Consider the following 22078-nt stretch of genomic DNA (forward strand, 5'->3'; position numbering starts at 1 on the left):
AAACATCCTTAAGAGGTAAATTGCTATGGGTATTTTCTCTCGCTTCTCAGATATCGTGAACTCGAATATCAATGCGTTACTGGATAAAGCTGAAGATCCGGAAAAAATGGTCCGCCTGATTATTCAGGAAATGGAAGACACCTTGGTGGAAGTGCGTTCCACCTCTGCCAAAACCATTGCAGAGAAAAAAGAACTGCAACGGGTGATTGGCAAGCTGCATGCCGAAGTGGAAGACTGGCAGGCCAAAGCGGAACTGGCGTTGAGCAAAGACCGTGACGACCTGGCCCGCGCCGCGCTGGTGGAAAAACAGAAAGCGGCTGATCAGGCTGCCGCCGTTGAAGCCGATATTCAGCACCTGGACGAGCACATCAGCAAGTTGCAGGACGAAGTGGCTCAGCTGCAGGAAAAGTTGGCTGACGCCAAAGCCCGTCAGAAAACCATTCTGATGCGCCAGAAAACCGTGGCCTCACGGCTGGATGTGAAAAAGACGCTGGACAGCAGCCGTCTGCAGGATGCGATGTACAAGTTTGAGCGCTACGAGCAAAAAATTGATTCGCTGGAAGCGCAGGTTGAATCCTATGATTTAGGCAAGAAAAGCTTAAAAGATGAGTTTGCTGAACTGGCATCTTCTGACAAGATAGATTCCGAACTGGCTGATCTGAAAGCTAAATTGTCTAAAAAAGATAACGCCTGATTCTCAGGCGTTGTAGGAGTGCATCATGGATATAGGTGAGGTTATTGGAATTCCTGTCATTCTGTTTATGATTTTTGTCGCGCCGCTGTGGGTCTTTATGCACTACAGAAGCAAAAACAAAATCGGGCAGGGGCTGAGCGACAATGAACTGGCTCAGTTAAACGATTTGTCCCATAAAGCCGAAAAAATGGCAGACCGGATCAAAACACTGGAAGCCATTCTGGATGCGGAGTCCCCGCGCTGGAGGGAGAAACATGACTAAAATACGCCGCGAGCTGTTCCGGGATGACCGGAACGGCAAAATCGCCGGGGTCTGTGCTGGTATCGCCGATTACTTTGGCTGGGAAGTCTGGTTAATCCGGCTGATTGTGGTGACTTCGGTGTTGTTGGGCTTAGGTGGTTTATTGCCGGTGCTCTATGTGGCTGCCTGGTTTATTCTCGAAAAGAAATCTGTGGTGGAAGCCCGTCAGGGCGTCACACAACCGAAGTTTGAAGAGAAACCTGTCGAAGTCAAAACCCGGGTCTGGCAGCGAGGAGAAGCACCCAAGTCTGCCTTGCACCATCTGGTGGCGCAGTTCAATAGCCTGGAGTATCGGCTGCGTGATATGGAAAGCCATGTGACTTCGGCAAAGTTTCAGCTGAACCGTGAGCTGAATAAGCTCTGAGACTGATATTGACTGCAAGGACAAGCCAATGACGTGGGTAGATAAGGCGAGCTGGCAACTGAAAACTCTGGGCCAGCGCGCCTTAGATACACAGCTGAGTCTTGGGGTAACCGGACTGAGTGGCGCAGGAAAAACCGCCTTTTTAACCGCTGCGCTGCAACAACTGCTGCAGCACGATAACACCGCAATGCCTTTTTTCAGTGTAATGCAACAAAAACGCTGGCTTGGGGCCCGCATTGATGCGCAGCAGGCGCTGCACTTCCCCCGTTTTCCTTATGAACAGAATTTATTGTATTTCAAGCAGCAGCAACCACAGTGGCCGCCATCCACAGTCGGCTGGAGCCAGCTGGCGCTGACCTTGCGTTATCAAAGTGCGTCAACGGTCAAACGCCTGCTCAGAGATTATCAGCAGCTGTCGCTGCAATTGCTGGATTACCCAGGCGAATGGCTGCTGGATTTACCTATGCTGCAACAAAGTTATGTGCAGTGGTGTCAACAGAGTTGGGACTTATTCAGCCAGCCACATCGTCAGGCGCTGGCCGAAGCGTTTCGCACGCAGCTAAGCCGGGTGGATCTGAATCAAACCGAGCCTCTGGCCGTGCAGCAGCTTTGCGCTTCGTATCGCGACCTGTTGCAACAGTTCAGCCAGATTGCCGGTGCTTACCTGAATCAACCTGGCCGGTTGCTGGTACCGGCAGAACTGGAAGGCACCCCAGTGTTGCAGTTATTGCCATTATTGCCGGAACAACTTCGGCAAGGCGGCGCTTTGGTGGCGCTGATGCAGCAGCAGTATGCCAATTATCTGAAGCTGGTGGTGAAGCCCTTTTACCAGCAGTTTTTTTCCGGTCTGGACCGGCAACTGGTACTGGTGGACATTCTGGGGGCCCTCAATGCCGGTGAAGCCGCGTTGTCTGAGCTCAAACAAAGTATTTTGCTGATCCTGCAAAGCTTCAGTTATGGGCCCAATCATTGGTTGCGCCGGGTGTTGAAGCCCAGGATCAGCAAAGTACTGTTTGCAGTCAGCAAAGCCGACCATGTCACACCAGACCAGCATCAGGCGCTGAGTTTGCTGCTGCAACAGTTATTGGCTGAGCAGTTGAGTCAAACCCAGTACCAGCTTTGCCAGTTTGAGGTGATGGTGATAGCAGCAGTCCGGGCCAGTGAAACCGGTACTGTGGAATACCAGGGACAAAACTTGCCTTGTTTGCGTGCGACCAAACGCGGACAGCCACACGCAACTGCTTTTTATCCGGGCGACGTACCGCGTTATTGGCCAGACCATCAGCTGTTCAGCGCCCATCAGTTTGCCTTTAGTGAATTGAACCCGGCGCCATGGGATGGCCAGGGGGCGTTGCCGCATATCCGGCTGGATCATGCCCTTGAATTTTTATTGGGAGACAAACTCCGATGAAACCACTGAAACCCGCCGTTGAATTTGAAACTCAGAGCCAGGCCGAAATCAAGACCCTGCCTGTACAGGCCAAAGACTTTGATCCGGCTGACTTCGTCGAAGCCGACCTGACCGAGCCTGTCTCAGAGGTTCCGCAGGGCAGAGGTGTAGGGCGCTGGTTGGCGGCGGCCTTATTGTCATTCTTGGCTTATGGTGGCTGGCAGCTGATTGACACTGTACTGCAACTGATTAGAAACCCGGGAGCCGGAACTTTTTTCAGCGCTGTCTTGGCGGTAAGTCTGACTGGATTGGTGCTGGTGTTACTGGGGCGCGAGTACAGGCTCTGGCGGCGTCTGAAGCAGGGAGAGCTGTGGCAGCAAAGTGCTGAACGTATCCAACAAAGTATGCAATATGGCGAAGCGCTGCCTCTTTGTCAGCAGATGCTGAAGCAATTGCCAGCCACGCCAGCCTCTGTACAGCAGTTTCACCAGCACTATAAAACCGAACACAGTGACAAAGAGGTACTGCAGTTATTTGAGTTGTCGGTGCTCAATCCGCTTGATAAACAAGTGCAACAGCAGATCCATCAGGCGGCGGCAGATACCAGCCTGGCGGTGACCCTGTCGCCTTTTGTGTTGGCTGATCTGCTGCTCGTGTTGTGGCGCAGCAGCCGGATGCTTCGTGAAATAGCGCAAAGTTATGGCGCCAGCATAGGGCAGCTGCGCAGCCTGTTGCTGCTCAAACGGCTGTTTGCATCTTTGGTCTGGGCGGGGGGCTCAGAGCTGGCACTGGATTTATCGTCAGAGGTGGTTGGCACTGAACTGACCTCCCGTCTTTCTGCCCGGGCAGGTCAGGGTCTGATCGCTGGTTTATTGACCGCCAGGCTTGGTCTGGCGGCTCAGCAATTGTTGCGGCCTGTGCCGTTACCTGAGCAGCAGAAACTCAGCCTGCGTCAGCTTGGCAAAGCACTGATGCAGCGCCTGAGCGGTACGAATAAGGAGTGACTGTCAATAATTTCTGACACTTAACTCAGTTGTCGTCACAGCCTACCCGCGTTGTTTCGGCCCCTCAGATGTCCATATGCCTGTTGTGATCCAGGGTCTTTTGCTTAGATAAAAGAAAAAACCACAATCTAGACGCAACAGGTGTTTTATGACCAAGCAGTACGGCCATGCCGAAACTTTATGTATCCATGCTGGTAAACCCCAGTCTCATCCCCACGGCGCTTTAACCACGCCGCTGTACCAAACCTCGACCTTTGTGTTTGACAGTGCCGAACAAGGCGCAGCCCGCTTTGCCGGTGAAGCCGACGGTTATATTTACACCCGGCTAGGCAACCCGACCACCCGTGAACTGGAGTTGCGACTGGCGGCGCTCGAAGGCATGGAAGACGCGGCGGCCACGGCCACAGGCATGGGGGCTGTCGCAGCGGCTACTTTGGCTTTTTTGCAGCAGGGCGATCATTTACTGGCCAGCAAAGCCATTTATGGCTGCAGTTTTGCGTTGTTTAACCATCAGTTTGCCCGGTATGGCATTGAAGTCAGTTTTGTCGATTTTACCGACCATCAGGCAATGGAAGCGGCGGTGCGGTCCAACACCAAAATGGTGTTTGCAGAAACCCCGATCAACCCGACACTGACAGTGATTGATCTGAGCTTTTTAGGTGACTTTGCCCGTCGTCATGGCCTGATCTCAGTGGTCGACAACACCTTTCTGACCCCCCTGCTGCAACAGCCAGCACTGTATGGCATTGATTTAATTGTGCACAGTGCCACCAAGTACCTGAATGGTCATGGGGATCTGGTTGCTGGAGCCATTGTTGGCTGTGCAGAAAAAATTCAGAGCATTAAGCTGACAACCTTAAAAGATATGGGGGCCACCATCAGTCCACACGATGCCTGGTTGATCCTGCGAGGCTTGAAAACCCTGTCGGTGCGGTTGGAGCGGCATCTGAAAAATGCGCAGGCAGTGGCCGAATACCTGGAGCAGCACCCGGCCGTGGCAAAGGTTTATTACCCTGGGTTGCCGTCGCATCCGGGGCATCAGTTTCTCGGCGGCCAAATGAAAGGAGCCGGTGGTGTATTGGCTTTTGAACTGAACGGCAGCCTGGACGATGGCCGGTTTTTTATCAATCAGTGTCAGTTATTGGCCCTTGCCGTCAGCCTGGGGGATGCCGAGTCGTTAATTCAGCACCCGGCCTCGATGACGCACAGCCCCTACAGCCCGGAAGAAAGGGCGATGGCAGGCATCAGCGACGGTCTGATCCGTATTTCGGTTGGGCTTGAGCACCAGGACGACATTATTGCCGACCTGGCTCAGGCGCTGAAAAAAATGCAACAACGCCAGAGCAGTGGTCTGAAGACGGCCTGATGTAGCGTTTTTTTTACAAAACCAGCAGGCGGTCCAGACTGCGGTTGCACAACCATGGGTTAACAGCCGCAGTCCAATCCACTAGTATCGGCCGCAATAAAAAGCAGGCCAAAGGCCGCATTCAAGCATTTCAAACCAGGGTTGTTATGAGTAAGAGCAGCAGCTACGTATCCAGGCAGTCGGATGAGCAGGGTTTTATCCACTGGACTGATGAAGAAAACCAAATCTGGTCTGAGTTGATCAGACGCCAGTTGTCCTGCATTGAAGGCAGGGCCTGCAATGAATATCTGGACGGCTTGAAAAAGCTGAATTTACCGCAAGACCGCATTCCGCAGTTAGCCGAAGTTAATGCTGTTTTGCAGCAGGCCACCGGCTGGCGCTGTGCTGAAGTGCCGGCGCTGATTAGCTTTGACCGGTTTTTTCAGTTACTGGCCAACAAAGAGTTTCCGGTAGCCACTTTTATCCGCAGCCGGGAAGAGTTTGATTACCTGCAGGAACCGGATATTTTTCACGAAATATTTGGTCACTGCGCCATGCTGACTCACCCGGCCTTTGCTGAGTTTACCCACAGGTACGGTCAGTTGGGTCTGGCGGCCAGCAAAGAAGATCGGGTTTACCTGGCCCGTTTGTATTGGTTTACCATCGAATTTGGTTTACTGAATACACCAGAAGGTTTGCGGATTTACGGTGGTGGTATTTTATCGTCGCCAGGTGAAACCCAATATGCCCTGGGTTCTGATGTGCCAGAACGCCACAGCTTTAATGCGTTGGATGTGATGCGCACGCCTTACCGTATCGATATTATGCAACCGGTGTATTTTATGCTGCAGTCCATTGATGATCTGTTTGATATTGCCAAACTGGATTTGATGGCGCTGGTGCAACAGGCGAAAGCACTGGGGCTGCATCCGGCTAAATTTCCTCCGAAACAAAAACAAGCCAGCTGATGGCTGGACAAAAAAAGAGAAGTGACCCATGTCTGATTTAACCCAAGCAAAATGTGAAGCCTGTCGCGCCGATGCGCCCAAAGTCAGTGACGAAGAGCTGGCGGTGCTGATCCGTCAGATCCCGGACTGGACCCCTGTAGTGCGGGACGGCATACTGCAGCTGGAGCGTATCTATAAATTCAAAAACTTCAAACAAGCCTGGGCTTTTCATCACAAAGTGGCTGAACTGGCGGAAGCCGAAGGCCACCATCCGGCGCTGCTGCTGGAGTGGGGCAAACTGACGGTGACCTGGTGGTCCCATTCCATTAAAGGTCTGCACAAAAACGACTTTATCTGCGCAGCGAAAACCGATCAGCTGCTGAACGCTTAAACGGCTGAAGGCTCCGCTTGTGTGTACCAGGCGGAGCCGTGCATAATTCTTTACAATTTACTCTGGTTTCTTCTGCGTTGCCTGCCGTATTATAGCCTGAACCCAATTCCAAACACGGTTGTTGCTTATGAGGTTAGAAATCCATTGCCAGGACCGACTGGGCATAGCCCAGGAAGTGTTGCAAATCCTGGTCAGTTATCAGCTTGACTTACGGGGCATCGAAGTGGACCCGACGCAGGGACGTATTTATGTGTCTTTCCCTGGCGTTGAGTTTGCTACCTTTCAGGAGTTGATGGCGAAAATCCGTCGGCTGGCCGGTGTCGATGACGTCAAAACCACCGCCTTTTTACCTTCAGAGCGCGAGCACAATGAACTGACCACTCTGCTGCGCACCTTGCCGGATGGCATTATTGCGGTCGACAGCAAAGCCAATGTCACCATTATCAACGAAGCCGCGCTGGACGCTTTATCGTTGAAGCGGGAAGAAATAGAAGGCCATCTGCTCACTCCGCTGTTGAAAGGCTTTCATTTAAACCGCTGGCTCGAAGGGGACGATGTGCTGGCGCAAACCCGTCGGGTCGAAATTCAGAATAAAAAATTTATTGCCGACTTGTTGCCGGTGATGGTGCCGAATGAACAGGGACAGGAAACCCTGGCTGGTGCCGTACTGAACCTGAAATCTGAAAGCCGCCTTGGTGAGCAGATGGTGGTCTTTAAAAAAGGCGATCAGGAGAGTTTTAACAACCTGCATGCGCACAGCAACCTGATGCGTAAAGTGGTGCGCGAAGCGAAAAAAATGGCACTGCTGGATGCGCCTATTCTGATCATGGGCGAAACCGGCACCGGCAAAGAAGTGTTGGCCCGGGCTTGCCATGCCGCCAGTGGTCGCAGCGGCAAACCCTTTTTGGCGGTGAATATGGCGGCAATGCCGGACAATGTGGCGGAGTCCGAGCTGTTTGGTCATGGTCCCAATGCGATGCCGGGTGCGGTGGACGCCAAAAAAGGCATTTTCGAACAAGCCAACAAAGGCACGGTCTTTTTGGATGAAGTGGGCGAGATGTCCCGCGAATTGCAAACCAAACTGCTGCGTTTTTTGCAGGATGGCTGCTTCCGCCGTGTTGGCGATGAAAATGAAGTGCGGGTGGATGTGCGGGTGATTTGCACCACACAAAAAGATTTACCTGCTATGGTGCAGGAAGGCAAGTTCCGGGAAGATTTGTATTACCGGCTCAATGTGCTGAGCCTGACCTTACCACCACTGCGGGAGCGTAAGCAGGACGTGGTGCCGCTGGCGGAACACTTTATTGCCCGTTTTGCCGCGCGTTTGGGTCGCAAGTCACCCAAGCTGACAGAAGCCTGTGAACACTTCCTGCAGCATTACCCCTGGCCAGGCAATGTGCGGCAACTGGAAAACGCCTTGTACCGGGCCGTGACCTTACTGGAAAGCAACGAGCTGGACAAAGACCACCTGCAACTGCCCAGCTACACCAGTGATCTGGGCTATCTGGAAAAAGATTTTGAAGGCACGCTGGATGAAGCCGTCAAAGCCTTTGAAGCAGATTTGTTACGCAAATTGTTTCCTGCTTACCCCAGTTCACGTCAATTGGCGAAAAAACTCGGTTTAAGCCATACCGCAGTCGCGAATAAACTGCGTGATTACGGTATTAGCAAGAAGAGTGTAAAAATTTAGCCACGCTTTGTAGTGCTTCTGATACAAAAACCAGGCTCCGGATTGTGTTTCGGAGCTTTTTTTCGCCATTTTTTGATGAATGGTCAGTTTTGTCAGCAGAACTGTACAAAAAGCCGGTTTTCCTGCGGATTCCCGTCAACACGGGGCTATCTTTCTTTTTTCGTGGCAGTAAGCAAGATAAGCCAAAATTACAGTGTGCAACTGCAGGAGAATTATGATGTTCGATCCGATAAATCCGCTGGGAACCGATGGTTTTGAGTTTGTGGAATACACAGCCGCAGACAAACAGGGCATTGAGAATCTGAAGAACCTGTTTAAATCTTTGGGTTTTACTGAAGTGGCAAAGCACCGCTCCAAAGAAGCCTGGTTGTATAAACAAGGGGATGTCAATTTTATCGTCAATGCCGAGCCAAATTCCCAGGCGGAGAAGTTTGCGGCTGAACATGGCCCCAGCGTTTGCGCTATGGCATTTCGAGTGAAGGATGCTGCCGCCGCTTTGAAAAATGCCGTCGACAATGGTGCCAAGCAGTACCAGAACCAGGTTGGCCCTATGGAGCTGAATATTCCTGCTGTGTATGGCATTGGCAGCAGCCTGCTGTACTTTGTGGACCGCTATGGTCAAAGCTCCGTTTACGACGTTGACTTTAAGTTCTACGACAACTGGCAGGAGGACATGGCGAAAAACCAGGTGGGTCTGGAAGTGATAGATCACCTGACACACAATGTTCGCCGCGGCAATATGGCCATTTGGGCCGGCTTTTATGAGCGCATCGGCAATTTCCGCGAAATCCGTTATTTTGACATTGAAGGCAAACTGACCGGCCTGGTGTCCAAAGCCATGACGGCGCCTTGTGGCAAAATCCGTATTCCAATCAATGAATCGTCCGACGACAAATCGCAGATCGAAGAATTTATCCGTGAATACAAAGGCGAAGGTATTCAGCATATTGCGCTGACCACAGAGGACATCTACCAGACAGTGCGCACCTTGCGTGAGCGGGGCATGGACTTTATGCCAACGCCCGATACCTATTACGAGCGGGTTAATGCCCGGGTGGAAGGCCACACGGAAGACCTGGACCAGTTGAAAGAGCTGCGCATTCTGATTGACGGCGCGCCGATGAAAGATGGTATTTTGCTGCAAATCTTTACCAAGACTGTGATTGGCCCGGTGTTTTTTGAAATTATCCAGCGTAAAGGCAATGAAGGCTTTGGCGAAGGTAATTTCAAAGCCTTGTTTGAATCCATTGAAGAAGATCAGATCCGTCGCGGAGTGCTGCAAGATGCGTAAATGGGCGTCTTTTCCATTAAAAGAAGGCGAAATTTCACGTCAGGCTCATGCTGATTTTCCGGAGCAGGCGATTTACGAGCGTGAAACCGGTCGCAGTGGCTTTTTTGGCCCGGCAGCGCATTTTCACCATACCCATGCGCCAACGGGCTGGAGCGACTGGCAGGGGCCATTAAAGCCCCGGTTGTTTAACTTTAACAACATCAGCGACAACCAGGATGTATCGCCGTGGCAGGTGCCGTTTTTACTGCACAATGCGCACTGCAAAATGCGCACCTGGCGCCTGACACAATCCATGCCGTATCTGGTGCGTAATGCTGACGGTGACGATTTGCTCTTTGTGCATGAAGGTTCGGCTGAACTTTATTGTGACTACGGTCATTTGACGCTGCGCGATGGTGATTATGTGGTGATCCCACGTTCCACCATGTGGCGGCTGGAAGTGACAGCGCCGCTGTTTTTACTGATGATTGAAGCGACCAACGATTCGTACCAGCTGCCGGAAAAAGGCCTGGTCGGCAATCACGCTATTTTCGACCCGGCAATGCTGGATCACCCGAAAATTGACGAGGCTTTTAAAGCGCAGTATTCCGAGCAGCCAACCCAGGTGCAGGTCAAGCGGCACAATCAGCTGTCGGTGATGACTTATCCCTACAACCCGCTGGATGCCATTGGCTGGCATGGTGATTTAACCGTGATGCGCATTAACTGGCGTGATATCCGGCCTTTAATGAGCCACCGCTACCACTTACCTCCATCGGCCCACACCACTTTTGTGGCGTCGCGTTTTGTCGTCTGCACCTTTGTGCCCCGTCCTATTGAAAGTGATCCGGGTGCGTTAAAAGTGCCGTTTTACCACAACAATGACGATTACGATGAAGTATTGTTTTACCATGCCGGAGATTTCTTCAGTCGCGACAATATTGAACGTGGCATGGTGACCTTCCACCCGGCTGGTTTTACGCATGGCCCGCACCCGAAAGCTTTTCAGGCCGGGCGGGAGTACCGCAAAAAGTTTACCGATGAAGTGGCTGTGATGCTGGACACCAGGGATGCTCTTGAAATGGGCGAGGCGGCGCTGGCCACAGAAAACCCGGATTATGTGAACAGCTGGAAAATTAAACCTGTACAGGCAGAAGGATAAGTCGATGAAGTTAGCGACCTTAAAAAATGGCCAGCGTGACGGACAATTGGTGGTTGTCAGCCGTGATTTGCAACGTTGTGTGGCAGTGCCGGCCATTGCTGCCACTATGCAGCAGTTGCTGGACAATTGGGCGGGCCTGGCGCCAAAAGCCCGTGAAGTCTATCAGGCCCTGAACAGCGGCACTGTGGCTGGTGAAACCGCTTTTGACCAAAGCGCTTGTGAATCGCCGTTGCCACGGGCTTACCAATGGGCCGATGGCAGTGCTTATGTCAACCACGTGGAGCTGGTGCGAAAAGCCCGTAACAGCGAAATGCCACCAAGTTTCTGGACAGACCCGCTGATGTATCAAGGTGGCTCCGACGACTTTTTAGGCCCAAGGGACGCCATTGATGTTGTCAGTGAAGACTATGGCATCGACTTTGAAGGCGAAGTGGCGGTCATTACGGATGATGTGGCAATGGCAACAAGCCCGGAGCAAGCCAGAGAGAAAATCCGTCTGGTGATGCTGGTTAACGATGTGTCTTTGCGGGGCCTGATCCCGAACGAGCTGGCCAAGGGGTTTGGTTTCTTTCAGTCCAAACCAGCTTCGGCCTTCAGCCCTGTGGCGGTTACGCCAGATGAACTGGGCGCTGACTGGCAGGACGCCAAACTGCATCTGCCTTTGGTGTCACATTTAAATGGCAAACTCTTTGGCAAACCCAATGCCGGTGTCGATATGACGTTCGATTTTGGCCAGCTGGTGGCGCATGCCGCCAGGACCCGCCGTTTGGGCGCAGGGGCGGTGATTGGTTCAGGCACAGTGTCGAATAAACAAGGCACTGACTGGGGCACCTCGGTGGACGAAGGTGGGGTAGGTTACAGCTGCATTGCTGAAGTGCGGATGATTGAAACCATTCGCGATGGCGCGCCTAAAACCTCCTTTATGAAGTTTGGCGACCGCATCCGCATTGAAATGTTTGATGCCCAGGGCCAGTCGGTGTTTGGTGCTATTGAACAGCAAGTGGTGAAGTATCAGGGCTGAGTGCCCGAACCGAGCAACAAGGCTATCGCAGGATAGCCTTTTTTATGGAGCATGATATGAAACTCTACAGTTACTGGCGTTCCAGCGCAGCCTTTCGGGTCCGGATCGCCCTGGCCCTCAAAGGAGTAAGCTGCGAGCAGGTGCCGGTGCATTTGCTGAATAACGGGGGCGAGCAACACAGTGCCGCTTTCCAGCTGCAGAACCCGGCTGAGCTGGTGCCGGCCCTGGAACTGGAGCAGGACACGCTGAATCAGTCGCTGGCGATTATCCAGTACCTGGACGATCTGTACCCGGAGCCCGCTTTATTGCCTGCGGATCCGCTGCAAAAAGCCAAAGTGATGGCTCTTGCGTTGGATATTGCCTGTGATATCCATCCGCTCAATAACCTGCGGGTACTGCAATACCTGACCGGACCGCTGGCACTTGATGAAAAGCAGAAACTGGCCTGGATCCATCACTGGCTGCACACAGGTTTTGCCGCTCTGGAAAAACGCCTGCAGCACTCTGCAGCTTTGTACGCTGCTGGCAATGCAGTGAGTCTAGCGGACTTGTGTCTGGTGCCACAGGTGTACAATGCGCTGCGTTTTAACCTGGATATGACGCCTTACCCGGTGTTATTGCGTATTTATCAGCACTGTATGCAACAGCCAGCCTTTTTTCAGGCGGCGCCTGAACAGCAGCCGGATGCACAATAAGATGTTTTGCGGTAGTCTGACGGTACTGGCAAGCAGTGTGGAGCCTGTATGAAGTTACCAAGCCGTTGGTTAAACAAAATCTTGTTTTATTGTGGCCTGACCGGGCTGAGTTTTCAGTTGATTGCCTCTGGCGTAATGTTGCTGCAGGGGCAGAGCCGGGAGCTGCATTGGTGGTTTCATTGGGCCGCGCCGCTGGTCTGTCTGCTGTGGGGGCTGGTACCCGCATTGCAGCTGCAGCAAGAACCAGCGGAGCGCGACAAATAGAGGGTTAACGTCCGGGGGTGAACATGCCTTCAACGCTGAGTTCTTTTAACCCTGTCGCATCAAAATGAAACTTCAGCTGCGCCATATTTTTATGGAAAAAGTACAGAGTGCCGTTCACTGACAAAACGTAACCGCCACGCGCTTTGGTGGCCAGCTTTGGATCCGTATTCTTTTTCAGGACCAGATGATACTGGCCCAAAGTCCAGTCAAAAGATGCAATGGGTTCATTGACCCAGTCTGTGACCCAGACTTCCTTGTCCTGATGCAGTACCAGAGCCAGAGTGTATTTCTCCGGCACATCAGCGACTTCCACTTCTTGTTGTCCGGCCTGGAACACAAAGCCACTGTTGGCTTGTTTGTAGGCGAAGCTGAACATCAGCGGTTGAGTTTCGCCGTTAGCCAGAGTCATGCTGCCTTTACCCGGCACTTCAAAGGCGCCCCAGGCACAGGGTAACCAGACGGATAATATGAAAACCAGTAGTTGTTTCATCGGTTTTTCTCCAGTACAGCAACAACCTCAACCTGCAGTATAGAGCGTCAGTTCCTGGCCTGGTTGTAAATAGTTATCGGCGTTCAGGCCGTTCCACTGCAGAATATCTGCAACCTTTACCTTAAAGCGCTGCGCGATGCTGGCCAGCGAATCGCCGGCTTTGACCTGATAGGTCATTTTATTGCCTGTACTGGCCGCGACAGACTTCAATTGCAGCAGCTGACCAGGTTTTAAGGTGGATTTGTCAGTGAGTTGGTTCCAGCGTTTTAGATCGGCAGCACTGACATTGAGCTTTTTGGCAATCAGCCACAAATTGTCACCGGATTTCACTTTGTAGTGAGATCCTGACTTATTTCTGGGCTGCGGAGCCGGCGCCTCTGTGGCATTCAGACCCGGAATGTTCAGGACCTGGCCTACTTTCAGTTGAGTACCTGCCAGTTGATTGGCTTTCTGCAAGGCGTTAACTGAGGTTTTAAACTGAAGCGCAATTTTACTCAGACTGTCGCCAGAGCGGACTTTGTATTTCCCTGCACTGGGGGTATTGGCCACCGGAGCGACTTTTACTTTAGGTAAAGCGGCCAATTGTTGCTTAGTGTCTAGCGGACTGGTTAAAGGGACCACCAACTGATAACTGGCGCTTGGAATGATGTTGGCTTTAAAGCCCGGGTTCAGACGCTTGAGTTCGTCCAGGCTGATGCCCAACACTTCAGCGGTCAGAGGTAAATCCAGGCCTCTGTTGATTTTCAGGATACGGCTTTGCGGTTTGTTGGCGATAACTGGCACTGAAATGGCGTACTTGTCTGCATGCTTCAGCAGTTGGGCCAGCGCCAGCAATTTGGGAATGTAACTGGTACTTTGTTTGGGTAAATGCAAGGACCAGAAATCGGTCGGCCGACCGCTGTATCTGTTGCGCTCTACTGCTTTAAACACCCGGCCTTCACCCGCATTAAAGGCTGCCACAGCGCTCAGCCAGTCCTGATCGACGTTGCTGTACAGGTACTTTAAGTAGTCAAAGGCGGCGCGGCTGGATTCGATGACATCGCGACGTCCGTCGTACCAGGCGTTTTGTTTTAAGCCAAAATTACGCCCTGTGCCGGCACTGAACTGCCAGATCCCCAGTACACCGGACACAGAACCAGCTTTTGGGTTATAGGTGCTTTCGACTATAGGTAACAGCGCCAGTTCAAGCGGCATATTGCGCCGTTCCAGCTCAGTGATCAGATGGTATAAGAAAGGTGCTGCATTGTCGGTGGCTATTTTCAGCAGCTTCTGATTGCGCAGGTAAAAACGGATCTGTTGTTCAACTTCACGATTATCGGTTGGAACCGTCAGACTGAACTGAGCGATGGCCCGTTGCCACAGGTTGTCATAACTCTGCAGTTTGGTGTCCGGGGCTAAAGGGGAGAGTTCTGCATCCTGCCACAGGGCATTGGCGACTTGCTGCGCCGTTGCTGTTTTGTCTCGGATCGGTTGATCGGCAATGATCTCTGGTTCCGGATCCTGGCTTTGTACCGACTTCTGTGCTGCACAGCTGGCAAGTAAAGCCGCTGCAACGGCGACATAAAGTTTATTGAGCATAAAGCGGTTCCAACAACGATAAAGACAAGTATGTTACCCGCTCCGATCTGAATTGCAAGTTAACAGCTACCATTGATCCTTACGCTGACGCAAAAACCTGAACAATTCCAGTGCGTTTTCCTGCTGCCAGTGCTGTTGCAACACCGGATCCACGGCTCGTAAATAGGGATTAAATCTCAGCTGATCCGAAAGACGGGTGGGCAGAGTGGGTTCGCCTCTGTCACGTTGCGCTTTGCTTTGTTTTTGATAGCGCTCCAATTCTGGGTTGTTCGGATCGGCCCAACGGGCAAACTCCAGATTGGCCAGCGTGTACTCGTGAGTAGGGTACAGCCAGGTGTCAGCTGGCAGCGCCATGATCTGGTTCAGACTGTGCCACATCTGCTCGGCCGTGCCTTCAAACAAACGGCCACAGCCAGCGTTAAACAGGGTATCGCCACAAAATAACCAAGGTGCGCAGTAATAGGCCAAATGCCCTACTGTATGGCCTGGCACCGCCATCACCTGAAACTGGTACTGTTGCCAGTGAATAATGTCCCCATGCGCAACCCCTTCACCAGCAGCTGCAATTTTGTGTTGTTCAACTGCAGGCAGCAGCACACGGGCCTGGGGGTAGTGCTGACGCAACAACTGGATACCATCCACATGATCCCAATGGTGATGGGTGATCAGGATCAGGTCGAGTTCCAGCTGCTGACTGGCCAGATACGCCAGTACGACCTGCGGATCGCCGGGGTCGACCACCAGCGCTTTGTTCTCTTGGCGCAGGCACCAAATGTAGTTATCCTTAAATGCAGGCAGAGCAACAGGCTCAGACATTTTTTATCTCAACGGCAGACTTATGAAACCCGCTTTAAGTTACCACAGTAGCCCTTTACCACAAAGCTGGTCTGAATTGCCTCAGGGGCCCTGGATGGCAAAAGCCGTAGAGCAGCAGCTGAATGCATGGTGGCCGCGGATCTTTGGTTACCATTTGTTGAAAGTCGGCTCATTGAGCTCGGAGCTTGACAGCAGTTTATGTCCTATCAAGCATCAAATCCGGCTGGGAACAGATGAACAAAGCAGCAATCTGCTCGGTGAACCCGATGCGTTACCTCTTACAGAGCACGCTGTGGATGCCGTATTGCTGGCGCATTGCCTGGAGTTTTATCCGGATCCGCACCATATAGTGCGGGAAGCTCACCGGGTACTGATGCCCAATGGCTATGTATTGCTGACAGGCTACAACCCGTTGAGCAATGCCGGTTTGCTGAAGCTTTGGCCTGGCGTCAAACAGCAGTTGCCCTGGTCAGGACGGTTTTTTACACCCGGACGGGTGCGGGACTGGTTGCATTTGTTGGGGTTTGAGCTGATCCATGAACAGCGCTTTTTCTGGTCGGGTTTGCTTGGGCATTACAAAGAAAACAGCGGCTGGCAGCGTTGGTGTGAACGGTATCTGGGCTATTTCGGCACCTGTTATGTGCTGATTGCCCGCAAGCGCGAGCATCCGCTGACACCTATCCGGCCCAAATGGCAAAAAATACCTTCGTTCCAGCCTGCAGTGAAAGGGATCAGCGCCCGCCAGAGTTCTGGCTGAGCCGTTGCAGGTATCTGTCGAGCTGGTTGGCAAACTGTTGCTTATCTGCCTGAGATAAAGGGGCAGGACCACGCATTTGCACACCACTGCCTCGCAGTTCATCTGCCAGATCCCGCACGACCAGACGTTCGCTGATGTTTTGGTTATCCAACAACTGGCCTTTGGTGGTCAGGCACAAGGCGCCTTTTAGGATCACTGCGGCGGCCAGAGGAATGTCGTTGCTAACCAGTAAATCACCTGCCGTGATGGCTGAGCTGATGTAGTGGTCGGCAACATCAAAGCCATGCCCAACCTGGATGGCACGAATGTATTGGCTTTTGGGCACAGGCAAACGATGGTTGGCCACCAGGTGCAGTGGGGTTTGGGTGCGCTCTGCGGCGCGGAATAACATTTCGCGCAGGACCACAGGGCAGGCATCGGCATCAAGCCAAATCATGGTGCAACTCCACAAGTTGTCGGGCTTCGGTCTGGCCCATCGTCATAAAATACAGGCTCGGATTCTCGATATCAGGCTGGGTGGTAAACTGGAAACCTAAGCTTTGGTAGCAGTTGAGAGCCCGTTGATTGTGCCTGTGTACGAACAGTGAGAAGTCTTTTGCCTTGTGTTCACTCAGCCCCAACTGAAGTAGTGCCAGAATCAGTTTTTTACCTAATCCCTGACTGCGTTTGGACGGCGCAACCAACAGACGAGCCAGATGATGACGGTCAAAGCGATCGCAGAGCTGACCAAAAGCCACAGCCTGTTGCTGTTGCATCAGCCAATAACTCTGGGTCCCAGGTAAATACACTTGTTGCAAAAATGCCAATGGTCGCAGTGGGTAGCTGAAACCCGGCCCCCCCCACAGATCCATGGCCTGTTGATCCGGCAGCCAGTTTCCCAGGTTCACAACCTGCTCCGGCAAGGCTGGGCGTAATTGCACTGACGCCATTAATGCACCTGCCGGATGTTATAGCCCTGCTGCTGTAAGGCGTGTAACAAGCCATCTTTTCCCACCAAATGCAAAGTGCCAACGGCTATGTAGCTGGGTTTGTTATTCAGTAAGGTGGGCAGCTTCTGCAGCCAGGCCTGATTGCGTTCAACAATCAGGATTTGGTACAAGGCCGGGTACTTTAACAGATCAGACAAAAACAGCTGCTCCAGCACCTGCACATTGCCCTGGCGCCAGGCTTGTTTCATCGCAACAAAATCCTGCGTGCTGCTGCGCAAATCCTGCAGAGTGCTTTGGATCAACAGCTCAGCCCCTTGTTGGTTCAGTTTATCCAATACCGCCAGGTGCTGTTCCACAGTCTCAAATCCGAGATGAGGGATGGTTTTTTGGCTGGCTTGTTGCATCAGGTATTTGTCCACCCCAGGCGCAGTGGCTCCTTGTTGTTGCAATTGAGTGCTGGTGAGCATCAGGGCCGCAAAAGCCGGTTTGAAGCGGCTGATTTGCTGCAGCGGCAACTGGTGCTGCTGGCAAAACTCACTGAGTTGCCCGGCCAGTGCCGGACTCAGATGTTGCAGTAAATTCTCGCCGTCCGGATAGCGGTTACGTTGCAACAGCAAGCTGATCCCCTCTGGCGATTCCAGTTGGTCCAGCGGAGTTTCAAGGATCAGTTGCCTACTTTCTGATAACGCTTGTTCGTAAGATGCTGGCAGCGGGTAATCGTCGGGACTGAGCAGATGAATGGTGCCAGCCAGATAAAACTGTTGCTTGCCTTTTGTCACCTGCCACAGACTGTTCGCCTGAGTACTGCTGGCCAATACAACCAATACCAAAATGCCTAACAGACGCCCCATTTATTTTATCCTTCCTGTAGTCGAACTTTGCCACGTTGTTGTTTTCGCTGTTGCTGTGCTTTCTTGCCATCCAGCCGGCGGATTTTTGAGGCCAGGGTAGGGCGGGTGGCTTTTCTTCTTTTTTCGACAAACAGGGCTTTTTGCAGCAAAGCGACCAAACGAGTGATGGCGTCCTGTTTGTTCTGTTCCTGGCTGCGGCTACTTTGAGCTTTGATCAGCACCAGACCCTCACGGGTGATACGATCATCGGCATAACACAGCAGTCGTTGTTTCGCCCAGTCAGGCAGGCTGCTTTGCTGTGAATCGAATCGCAGCACTGCTGCGGTTGAAGTTTTGTTCACATGCTGCCCACCGGCGCCCTGAGCCCGGACGTAACTGAACTCCAGCTCGCTGAGCTGAAGCTGGACGCCTGGCAAAATGTCGTACTGTTCTACCACATTAAATCGTCCGGAATTTGATAAGCCGCATACGGGTCATCTTCCGCCAGTACTTCGGCACTTTGCTGGGAGTTGTTCAGCACTATGATGGCAGATGCCAGTCGTTGCTGGATTTTTTCAGCCACTTTGACTGGGATCAGGTGGTAGCTGTCCGCCAACCGTGCAATAGCAATCTGGCCTTTGCCCAGTTCCGACTGCACCTTGGCATTGATATAGAGCCGTTTGACCAGGCTGCCATCGGTAAAGTTGTACGCCAAATCACCTTTGGCCTGAATACTGTTCAGCTCAATCAGCTGTTTTACCTGGGCCAGAATGGCCTTTTGGTCCTGTTCTGCCTTACGTTGACGGTTCAGCTCCTGATCGCGTGCTTGCTGTTGTTGACGTGCCTGCTCAGCCAGAACCGACGCTTCGTTCACCACTGTGCCCTTTTTGCCTGCCTGCACCCGTTCTTTATGTTTTTGTTTGTTGATGTTTTTGGCGGTCTTGGCATTGCCAAGGCCAGCTTTGAGCAACTGCTCCTGTAGTGATTTACTCATGATGCAATCCTGTTCTGTGATCGGCTTATTGTTTCATGTGCAGCCTGCGCTGCCAAGCAAGGCAGTAACGGCTGCGGCGTAATTCAGGTATCATAAGGGTATCTTTTGACCGGACAGGTGATTTATTTTGGCATTTCAGGATTTCCGGCTGGACCCGCGTTTGGTGCGTTCGGTACAGCATTTAGGGTTTGCCCAACCAACCACAGTGCAGCAGGAAGCGATCCCCGCTGCAATGACAGGTAAAGACCTGTTGGTGTCGTCTCAGACAGGTTCAGGCAAAACGCTGGCCTATTTGCTGCCTATGATGCAACGTTTACTGCGCAGCAAAGCGCTGGCGAAGCAAGATGCCAGGGCATTGATCCTAGTGCCGACCCGTGAACTGGCACATCAGGTTTATGGCCGGTTGCGGCTTTTTGTTGCCAATACGCCTTTGAGCAGTGCGCTGATTGTCGGGGGGGAAAACTTTAACGATCAGGAAAAGCTGCTGAAGCGTCAGCCACAGATTATTGTGGCAACGCCCGGTCGCCTGGTGGATCATCTGGAGCATAAAAGCTTGTTTATTGCCGGATTGGAATTGCTGATCCTGGACGAGGCGGATCGGATGCTGGATTTAGGTTTTATGCCGCAACTGACAGCCATCAACAAAGCTGCGGACCACAGACTGCGTCAAACCCTGATGTTTTCAGCGACTCTGGACAATACAGAAATTAACGAGCTGGCTATGGCGCTGCTGAAAAGTCCGCACCGGGTTTCTGTCGGCGTGTCACACCAGCAACATGAAGACATTGAACAGCGTTGTTTTTTTGCGGATCACCTGACCCATAAAGAAGCGCTGCTGAAGCACTTTATTTCGACCGAAGAGATTAAACAGCTGATCCTGTTTACCGCAACTCGTGAAGACACGGAACGGCTGGCGCTGCTCTGTGAGCAATTAGGGCTGCCTGCAGTGGGGCTGAGTGGCAAGTTGAGTCAGGCCAGGCGGAACCAGGTGATGCAGGAGTTTGCGTCCGGCCGTTTTAAGGTGTTGGTCACCACTGATGTCGCATCCAGAGGATTGGATTTGCTGCAGGTCAGCCATGTGGTGAATTTCGACCTGCCTAAACATGCAGAAGAATATGTACACCGTATAGGCCGCACCGGACGGGCAGGGCAAAAAGGCGTGGCCATTTCCCTGGTGGGCCCAAAAGACTGGAAATCCTTTTGCGAGATTGAAAGCTTTTTACGCCGTCCTTTACCGCTATCCGAAGTGGAAGGACTGATTGCCCGCTTTAAAGGGCCTGTCACGATGGCTGTTCCGAAAAAAGCAGTCAAGGCTAAATCGGGCTCTGTAGCTAAGGCGCCGGGACAAAAACCAAAACAGGTACAAAAAGGTAAAAAGGCAGCTAGCTCACAGTTTTTTCAGGCTGGAGATGATGGCCTGATGCCTGTACGGAAAAAGAACAATTAATTTACTTTTGGTTGTTTTTTATTCGGAAAAAAGTGTTACACTCGAGAAGTTACTTTGACGCTTTGTTCATCAATTGAATTTGCAGTAATTTGTTTTTATTGAGAAATAGAGTTAAGTAACCGGAACGGCCAATAGAGAAACAACTATTTTTCTGTTGATCCAGTGATAAGTATTGACCCCTCTGGTGGCTTCACTGATAATGGGGTTGAAATATGTGCTAGCTCAACGTGGCCGGTAATATTTAAAGTCGCCGATGACTCGGCAAATTTAGTTTAAGTAAGAGAATGTTATGTCACAATTAATTTCCGGTACCGTTAAGTGGTTCAACGAAGATAAAGGTTTTGGTTTCATTGAGCGCGAAGGCGGCAAAGATGTATTCGTACACTTCCGCGCTATCAACGGTACTGGCCGCAGAACTCTGGTTGAAGGCCAGAAAGTGACTTTCGAAGTCACTGAAGGTCAAAAAGGCCCTCAAGCAGAAAACGTAACTGTAGTTGCTTAATAGCACTAAGTTGACGAAGCTTCTGGAAAAACCGGCTTAATGCCGGTTTTTTTATTTTTACTCTTTACTGATTTACTGCGCGAAAAAGGGCTGCATTTTTGTCTTGTTTCACAAAGCTAAAGATAACTGAGCCTGGGCCTGCTGATCTTTCAGGCCGACATGGATCCCGACCAGTCGCACTTTTTTGCCGTCCCCCCTGGACCAGGCTTGTTGCAATAACTGTTTCAGCGTTATGAAGTCCAATTCACTCTGGCTTCGCTCAACTGTGGTTTGCTGAAAGTCGGCAAATTTGAGTTTGATGCCTATTTTCTGGATAAAAGGAGCAGCGTCGCAACGTTCAATACGACGTCTTAACTTCGGCAATAATTCCTGCAAACTTTGTTCGCCAGCAACAAGATCAGGCAGGTCCTGATCATAAGTGTGTTCAACAGCGACAGATTTCCGCGGATAGTCGTTTTTGACCTGGCGTTCATCCACACCATGGCTGCGTTCTAACAAGGTTTCGGCGAAACTGCCAAAATGACTGATCAGTTGTTTCAGTGGTGCTTTCTGGACGTCGGCACAGTGATACAGGCCGAGCAAAGCCAGACGCTCAGCGGTCTTTTTGCCAACACCGGGAATTCTGTGCAGGGGCAGAGTGCTGACAAAACTGGCGACTTGTTCGGGCCGGATCACAAAGAGGCCATCGGGCTTATTTTCATCGCTGGCTATTTTAGCCAGAAATTTATTCGGAGCGACACCAGCAGAGGCTGTCAAGCCAGTTTCCTGCACAATGGTGCGACGGATATCTTCCGCTATCCGGGTGGCGCTGCCATTAAATAGCGGGGTATCGGTTACGTCCAGATAAGCTTCATCCAGAGACAAAGGTTCTACTTTGTCTGTGTACCGGTGAAAAATGGCTTGGATCTGCAAACTTGCCGCTTTGTATTTTTCCATATTGCCGGGCAGCAATAACAGATGGGGGCAGAGTTTCAGCGCCTGATGGGTTGGCATGGCGCTACGAACCCCAAAAGCGCGTGCCGGGTAATTGCAAGTACTGATGACGCCACGGCTCTGCCTGCTACCGCCAATAGCGAGCGGAATGCTACGCCAGTCAGGCCTGTCTCGCATTTCCACTGCAGCATAAAAACAATCCATATCAATATGAATAATTTTCCGCATGGCTCCACCGTCGTTAACTGTGTTTATATACAGCTG

The 22078-nt window shown here is 51.8% G+C and carries 26 protein-coding genes; 17 read left to right on the top strand and 9 right to left on the bottom strand.

Going from position 1 to position 22078, the window contains the following annotated elements:
• Positions 1 to 25: 25 nt before the first annotated feature.
• From pspA to WKJ04_RS10655, 14 genes are all read left to right on the top strand, one after another.
• A complete protein-coding gene (gene pspA, locus WKJ04_RS10590) occupies positions 26 to 694 on the top strand; it encodes a phage shock protein PspA (RefSeq protein ID WP_337840425.1) in 669 nt (222 codons plus the stop codon).
• A 25-nt stretch (positions 695 to 719) separates the two neighbouring features.
• The gene (gene pspB, locus WKJ04_RS10595) at positions 720 to 956 is read left to right on the top strand and encodes an envelope stress response membrane protein PspB (protein ID WP_337840424.1); all 237 of its coding nucleotides are present in this window, start codon (positions 720 to 722) and stop codon (positions 954 to 956) included.
• Positions 949 to 1359 carry an envelope stress response membrane protein PspC gene (pspC, locus tag WKJ04_RS10600; protein WP_337840423.1) on the top strand — a complete coding sequence of 137 codons (411 nt, stop codon included), beginning with the start codon at positions 949 to 951 and terminating at the stop codon, positions 1357 to 1359. The genes pspB and pspC overlap by 8 nt, the downstream gene beginning before the upstream one ends.
• A gap of 28 nt (positions 1360 to 1387) precedes the next feature.
• The gene (locus tag WKJ04_RS10605) at positions 1388 to 2770 is read left to right on the top strand and encodes a YcjX family protein (protein WP_337880399.1); all 1383 of its coding nucleotides are present in this window, start codon (positions 1388 to 1390) and stop codon (positions 2768 to 2770) included.
• Complete coding sequence (locus WKJ04_RS10610) at positions 2767 to 3753, top strand: TIGR01620 family protein (RefSeq protein WP_337880400.1); 987 nt, start codon at positions 2767 to 2769, stop codon at positions 3751 to 3753. Before WKJ04_RS10605 ends, WKJ04_RS10610 begins: the two co-directional genes overlap by 4 nt.
• A 148-nt stretch (positions 3754 to 3901) precedes the next feature.
• Positions 3902 to 5119, top strand: coding sequence for an aminotransferase class I/II-fold pyridoxal phosphate-dependent enzyme (locus WKJ04_RS10615; RefSeq protein ID WP_337880401.1), 1218 nt, complete (start codon positions 3902 to 3904; stop codon positions 5117 to 5119).
• Between the two features lie 44 nt (positions 5120 to 5163).
• A complete protein-coding gene (gene phhA, locus WKJ04_RS10620; protein WP_337880402.1) occupies positions 5164 to 6066 on the top strand; it encodes a phenylalanine 4-monooxygenase in 903 nt (300 codons plus the stop codon).
• A 28-nt stretch (positions 6067 to 6094) separates the two neighbouring features.
• Positions 6095 to 6436, top strand: a complete 342-nt coding sequence (locus WKJ04_RS10625; RefSeq protein ID WP_337880403.1) for a 4a-hydroxytetrahydrobiopterin dehydratase — start codon at positions 6095 to 6097, stop codon at positions 6434 to 6436.
• A 127-nt stretch (positions 6437 to 6563) separates the two neighbouring features.
• Positions 6564 to 8126 carry a transcriptional regulator TyrR gene (tyrR, locus tag WKJ04_RS10630; RefSeq protein ID WP_337880404.1) on the top strand — a complete coding sequence of 521 codons (1563 nt, stop codon included), beginning with the start codon at positions 6564 to 6566 and terminating at the stop codon, positions 8124 to 8126.
• A 217-nt stretch (positions 8127 to 8343) separates the two neighbouring features.
• The gene (gene hppD / locus WKJ04_RS10635; RefSeq protein WP_337880405.1) at positions 8344 to 9417 is read left to right on the top strand and encodes a 4-hydroxyphenylpyruvate dioxygenase; all 1074 of its coding nucleotides are present in this window, start codon (positions 8344 to 8346) and stop codon (positions 9415 to 9417) included.
• Positions 9410 to 10558 (top strand): homogentisate 1,2-dioxygenase, encoded by a 1149-nt coding sequence (locus tag WKJ04_RS10640; protein ID WP_337880406.1) that lies wholly within the window; start codon positions 9410 to 9412, stop codon positions 10556 to 10558. Before hppD ends, WKJ04_RS10640 begins: the two co-directional genes overlap by 8 nt.
• 4 nt (positions 10559 to 10562) lie before the next feature.
• The gene (locus WKJ04_RS10645; protein WP_337880407.1) at positions 10563 to 11579 is read left to right on the top strand and encodes a fumarylacetoacetate hydrolase family protein; all 1017 of its coding nucleotides are present in this window, start codon (positions 10563 to 10565) and stop codon (positions 11577 to 11579) included.
• A gap of 56 nt (positions 11580 to 11635) precedes the next feature.
• Positions 11636 to 12274, top strand: a complete 639-nt coding sequence (gene maiA, locus WKJ04_RS10650) for a maleylacetoacetate isomerase (protein WP_337880408.1) — start codon at positions 11636 to 11638, stop codon at positions 12272 to 12274.
• A 48-nt stretch (positions 12275 to 12322) separates the two neighbouring features.
• A complete protein-coding gene (locus tag WKJ04_RS10655) occupies positions 12323 to 12538 on the top strand; it encodes a hypothetical protein (RefSeq protein ID WP_337880409.1) in 216 nt (71 codons plus the stop codon).
• Positions 12539 to 12542: 4 nt separating this feature from the next.
• Here the strand turns inward: WKJ04_RS10655 and WKJ04_RS10660 are convergent, their stop codons facing one another.
• The 3 genes from WKJ04_RS10660 to gloB form a co-directional block, all read right to left on the bottom strand.
• Entirely contained in the window at positions 12543 to 13028 is a 486-nt protein-coding gene (locus WKJ04_RS10660) for a hypothetical protein (RefSeq protein WP_337880410.1), read from the bottom strand.
• A 27-nt stretch (positions 13029 to 13055) separates the two neighbouring features.
• Positions 13056 to 14606 (bottom strand): LysM peptidoglycan-binding domain-containing protein, encoded by a 1551-nt coding sequence (locus WKJ04_RS10665; protein ID WP_337880411.1) that lies wholly within the window; start codon positions 14604 to 14606, stop codon positions 13056 to 13058.
• A gap of 66 nt (positions 14607 to 14672) precedes the next feature.
• Positions 14673 to 15422, bottom strand: coding sequence for a hydroxyacylglutathione hydrolase (gene gloB, locus WKJ04_RS10670; protein WP_337880412.1), 750 nt, complete (start codon positions 15420 to 15422; stop codon positions 14673 to 14675).
• Between the two features lie 22 nt (positions 15423 to 15444).
• On the opposite strand from gloB, the gene WKJ04_RS10675 reads away from it, so the two are divergent.
• Positions 15445 to 16179, top strand: a complete 735-nt coding sequence (locus WKJ04_RS10675) for a class I SAM-dependent methyltransferase (RefSeq protein WP_337880413.1) — start codon at positions 15445 to 15447, stop codon at positions 16177 to 16179.
• Here WKJ04_RS10675 and WKJ04_RS10680 read toward each other — a convergent pair.
• From WKJ04_RS10680 to WKJ04_RS10700, 5 genes are read right to left on the bottom strand one after another with little or no spacing between them, the layout of a single operon-like run.
• A complete protein-coding gene (locus tag WKJ04_RS10680; RefSeq protein WP_337880414.1) occupies positions 16154 to 16615 on the bottom strand; it encodes a YaiI/YqxD family protein in 462 nt (153 codons plus the stop codon). The two genes, WKJ04_RS10675 and WKJ04_RS10680, sit on opposite strands and share 26 nt — an antisense overlap.
• Positions 16602 to 17108 carry a GNAT family N-acetyltransferase gene (locus WKJ04_RS10685; RefSeq protein ID WP_337880415.1) on the bottom strand — a complete coding sequence of 169 codons (507 nt, stop codon included), beginning with the start codon at positions 17106 to 17108 and terminating at the stop codon, positions 16602 to 16604. The genes WKJ04_RS10680 and WKJ04_RS10685 overlap by 14 nt, the downstream gene beginning before the upstream one ends.
• Complete coding sequence (locus tag WKJ04_RS10690) at positions 17108 to 17959, bottom strand: TraB/GumN family protein (RefSeq protein ID WP_337880416.1); 852 nt, start codon at positions 17957 to 17959, stop codon at positions 17108 to 17110. Before WKJ04_RS10690 ends, WKJ04_RS10685 begins: the two co-directional genes overlap by 1 nt.
• 5 nt (positions 17960 to 17964) lie before the next feature.
• Positions 17965 to 18378, bottom strand: a complete 414-nt coding sequence (gene arfB / locus WKJ04_RS10695) for an alternative ribosome rescue aminoacyl-tRNA hydrolase ArfB (protein ID WP_337880479.1) — start codon at positions 18376 to 18378, stop codon at positions 17965 to 17967.
• A gap of 11 nt (positions 18379 to 18389) precedes the next feature.
• Positions 18390 to 18932: a DUF2058 domain-containing protein gene (locus tag WKJ04_RS10700; RefSeq protein ID WP_337880417.1), complete on the bottom strand. Its 543-nt coding sequence runs from the start codon at positions 18930 to 18932 to the stop codon at positions 18390 to 18392.
• Positions 18933 to 19059: 127 nt separating this feature from the next.
• Between WKJ04_RS10700 and WKJ04_RS10705 the strand changes: the two genes are divergently transcribed.
• Both WKJ04_RS10705 and WKJ04_RS10710 read left to right on the top strand, forming a co-directional pair.
• Positions 19060 to 20379, top strand: a complete 1320-nt coding sequence (locus tag WKJ04_RS10705) for a DEAD/DEAH box helicase (protein WP_337880418.1) — start codon at positions 19060 to 19062, stop codon at positions 20377 to 20379.
• A gap of 289 nt (positions 20380 to 20668) precedes the next feature.
• Positions 20669 to 20881 carry a cold-shock protein gene (locus WKJ04_RS10710; RefSeq protein WP_031565533.1) on the top strand — a complete coding sequence of 71 codons (213 nt, stop codon included), beginning with the start codon at positions 20669 to 20671 and terminating at the stop codon, positions 20879 to 20881.
• A 108-nt stretch (positions 20882 to 20989) separates the two neighbouring features.
• On the opposite strand, the gene dinB is transcribed toward WKJ04_RS10710, so the two are convergent.
• Positions 20990 to 22042 (bottom strand): DNA polymerase IV, encoded by a 1053-nt coding sequence (gene dinB, locus WKJ04_RS10715; protein WP_337880419.1) that lies wholly within the window; start codon positions 22040 to 22042, stop codon positions 20990 to 20992.
• Between the last annotated feature and the right edge of the window lie 36 nt (positions 22043 to 22078).

The sequence above is a fragment of the Rheinheimera sp. genome, assembly GCF_037442345.1.
Classification (GTDB): domain Bacteria; phylum Pseudomonadota; class Gammaproteobacteria; order Enterobacterales; family Alteromonadaceae; genus Pararheinheimera.

Coding starts and splice junctions, on each gene's coding strand:
- pspA (WP_337840425.1), top strand. CDS start 26: ATGGGTATTTTCTCTCGCTTCTCAGATATCGTGAACTCGAATATCAAT.
- pspB (WP_337840424.1), top strand. CDS start 720: ATGGATATAGGTGAGGTTATTGGAATTCCTGTCATTCTGTTTATGATT.
- pspC (WP_337840423.1), top strand. CDS start 949: ATGACTAAAATACGCCGCGAGCTGTTCCGGGATGACCGGAACGGCAAA.
- WKJ04_RS10605 (WP_337880399.1), top strand. CDS start 1,388: ATGACGTGGGTAGATAAGGCGAGCTGGCAACTGAAAACTCTGGGCCAG.
- WKJ04_RS10610 (WP_337880400.1), top strand. CDS start 2,767: ATGAAACCACTGAAACCCGCCGTTGAATTTGAAACTCAGAGCCAGGCC.
- WKJ04_RS10615 (WP_337880401.1), top strand. CDS start 3,902: ATGACCAAGCAGTACGGCCATGCCGAAACTTTATGTATCCATGCTGGT.
- WKJ04_RS10625 (WP_337880403.1), top strand. CDS start 6,095: ATGTCTGATTTAACCCAAGCAAAATGTGAAGCCTGTCGCGCCGATGCG.
- tyrR (WP_337880404.1), top strand. CDS start 6,564: ATGAGGTTAGAAATCCATTGCCAGGACCGACTGGGCATAGCCCAGGAA.
- hppD (WP_337880405.1), top strand. CDS start 8,344: ATGTTCGATCCGATAAATCCGCTGGGAACCGATGGTTTTGAGTTTGTG.
- WKJ04_RS10640 (WP_337880406.1), top strand. CDS start 9,410: ATGCGTAAATGGGCGTCTTTTCCATTAAAAGAAGGCGAAATTTCACGT.
- WKJ04_RS10645 (WP_337880407.1), top strand. CDS start 10,563: ATGAAGTTAGCGACCTTAAAAAATGGCCAGCGTGACGGACAATTGGTG.
- maiA (WP_337880408.1), top strand. CDS start 11,636: ATGAAACTCTACAGTTACTGGCGTTCCAGCGCAGCCTTTCGGGTCCGG.
- WKJ04_RS10655 (WP_337880409.1), top strand. CDS start 12,323: ATGAAGTTACCAAGCCGTTGGTTAAACAAAATCTTGTTTTATTGTGGC.
- WKJ04_RS10660 (WP_337880410.1), bottom strand. CDS start 13,028: ATGAAACAACTACTGGTTTTCATATTATCCGTCTGGTTACCCTGTGCC.
- WKJ04_RS10665 (WP_337880411.1), bottom strand. CDS start 14,606: ATGCTCAATAAACTTTATGTCGCCGTTGCAGCGGCTTTACTTGCCAGC.
- gloB (WP_337880412.1), bottom strand. CDS start 15,422: ATGTCTGAGCCTGTTGCTCTGCCTGCATTTAAGGATAACTACATTTGG.
- WKJ04_RS10675 (WP_337880413.1), top strand. CDS start 15,445: ATGAAACCCGCTTTAAGTTACCACAGTAGCCCTTTACCACAAAGCTGG.
- WKJ04_RS10680 (WP_337880414.1), bottom strand. CDS start 16,615: ATGATTTGGCTTGATGCCGATGCCTGCCCTGTGGTCCTGCGCGAAATG.
- WKJ04_RS10685 (WP_337880415.1), bottom strand. CDS start 17,108: ATGGCGTCAGTGCAATTACGCCCAGCCTTGCCGGAGCAGGTTGTGAAC.
- WKJ04_RS10690 (WP_337880416.1), bottom strand. CDS start 17,959: ATGGGGCGTCTGTTAGGCATTTTGGTATTGGTTGTATTGGCCAGCAGT.
- WKJ04_RS10700 (WP_337880417.1), bottom strand. CDS start 18,932: ATGAGTAAATCACTACAGGAGCAGTTGCTCAAAGCTGGCCTTGGCAAT.
- WKJ04_RS10710 (WP_031565533.1), top strand. CDS start 20,669: ATGTCACAATTAATTTCCGGTACCGTTAAGTGGTTCAACGAAGATAAA.
- dinB (WP_337880419.1), bottom strand. CDS start 22,042: ATGCGGAAAATTATTCATATTGATATGGATTGTTTTTATGCTGCAGTG.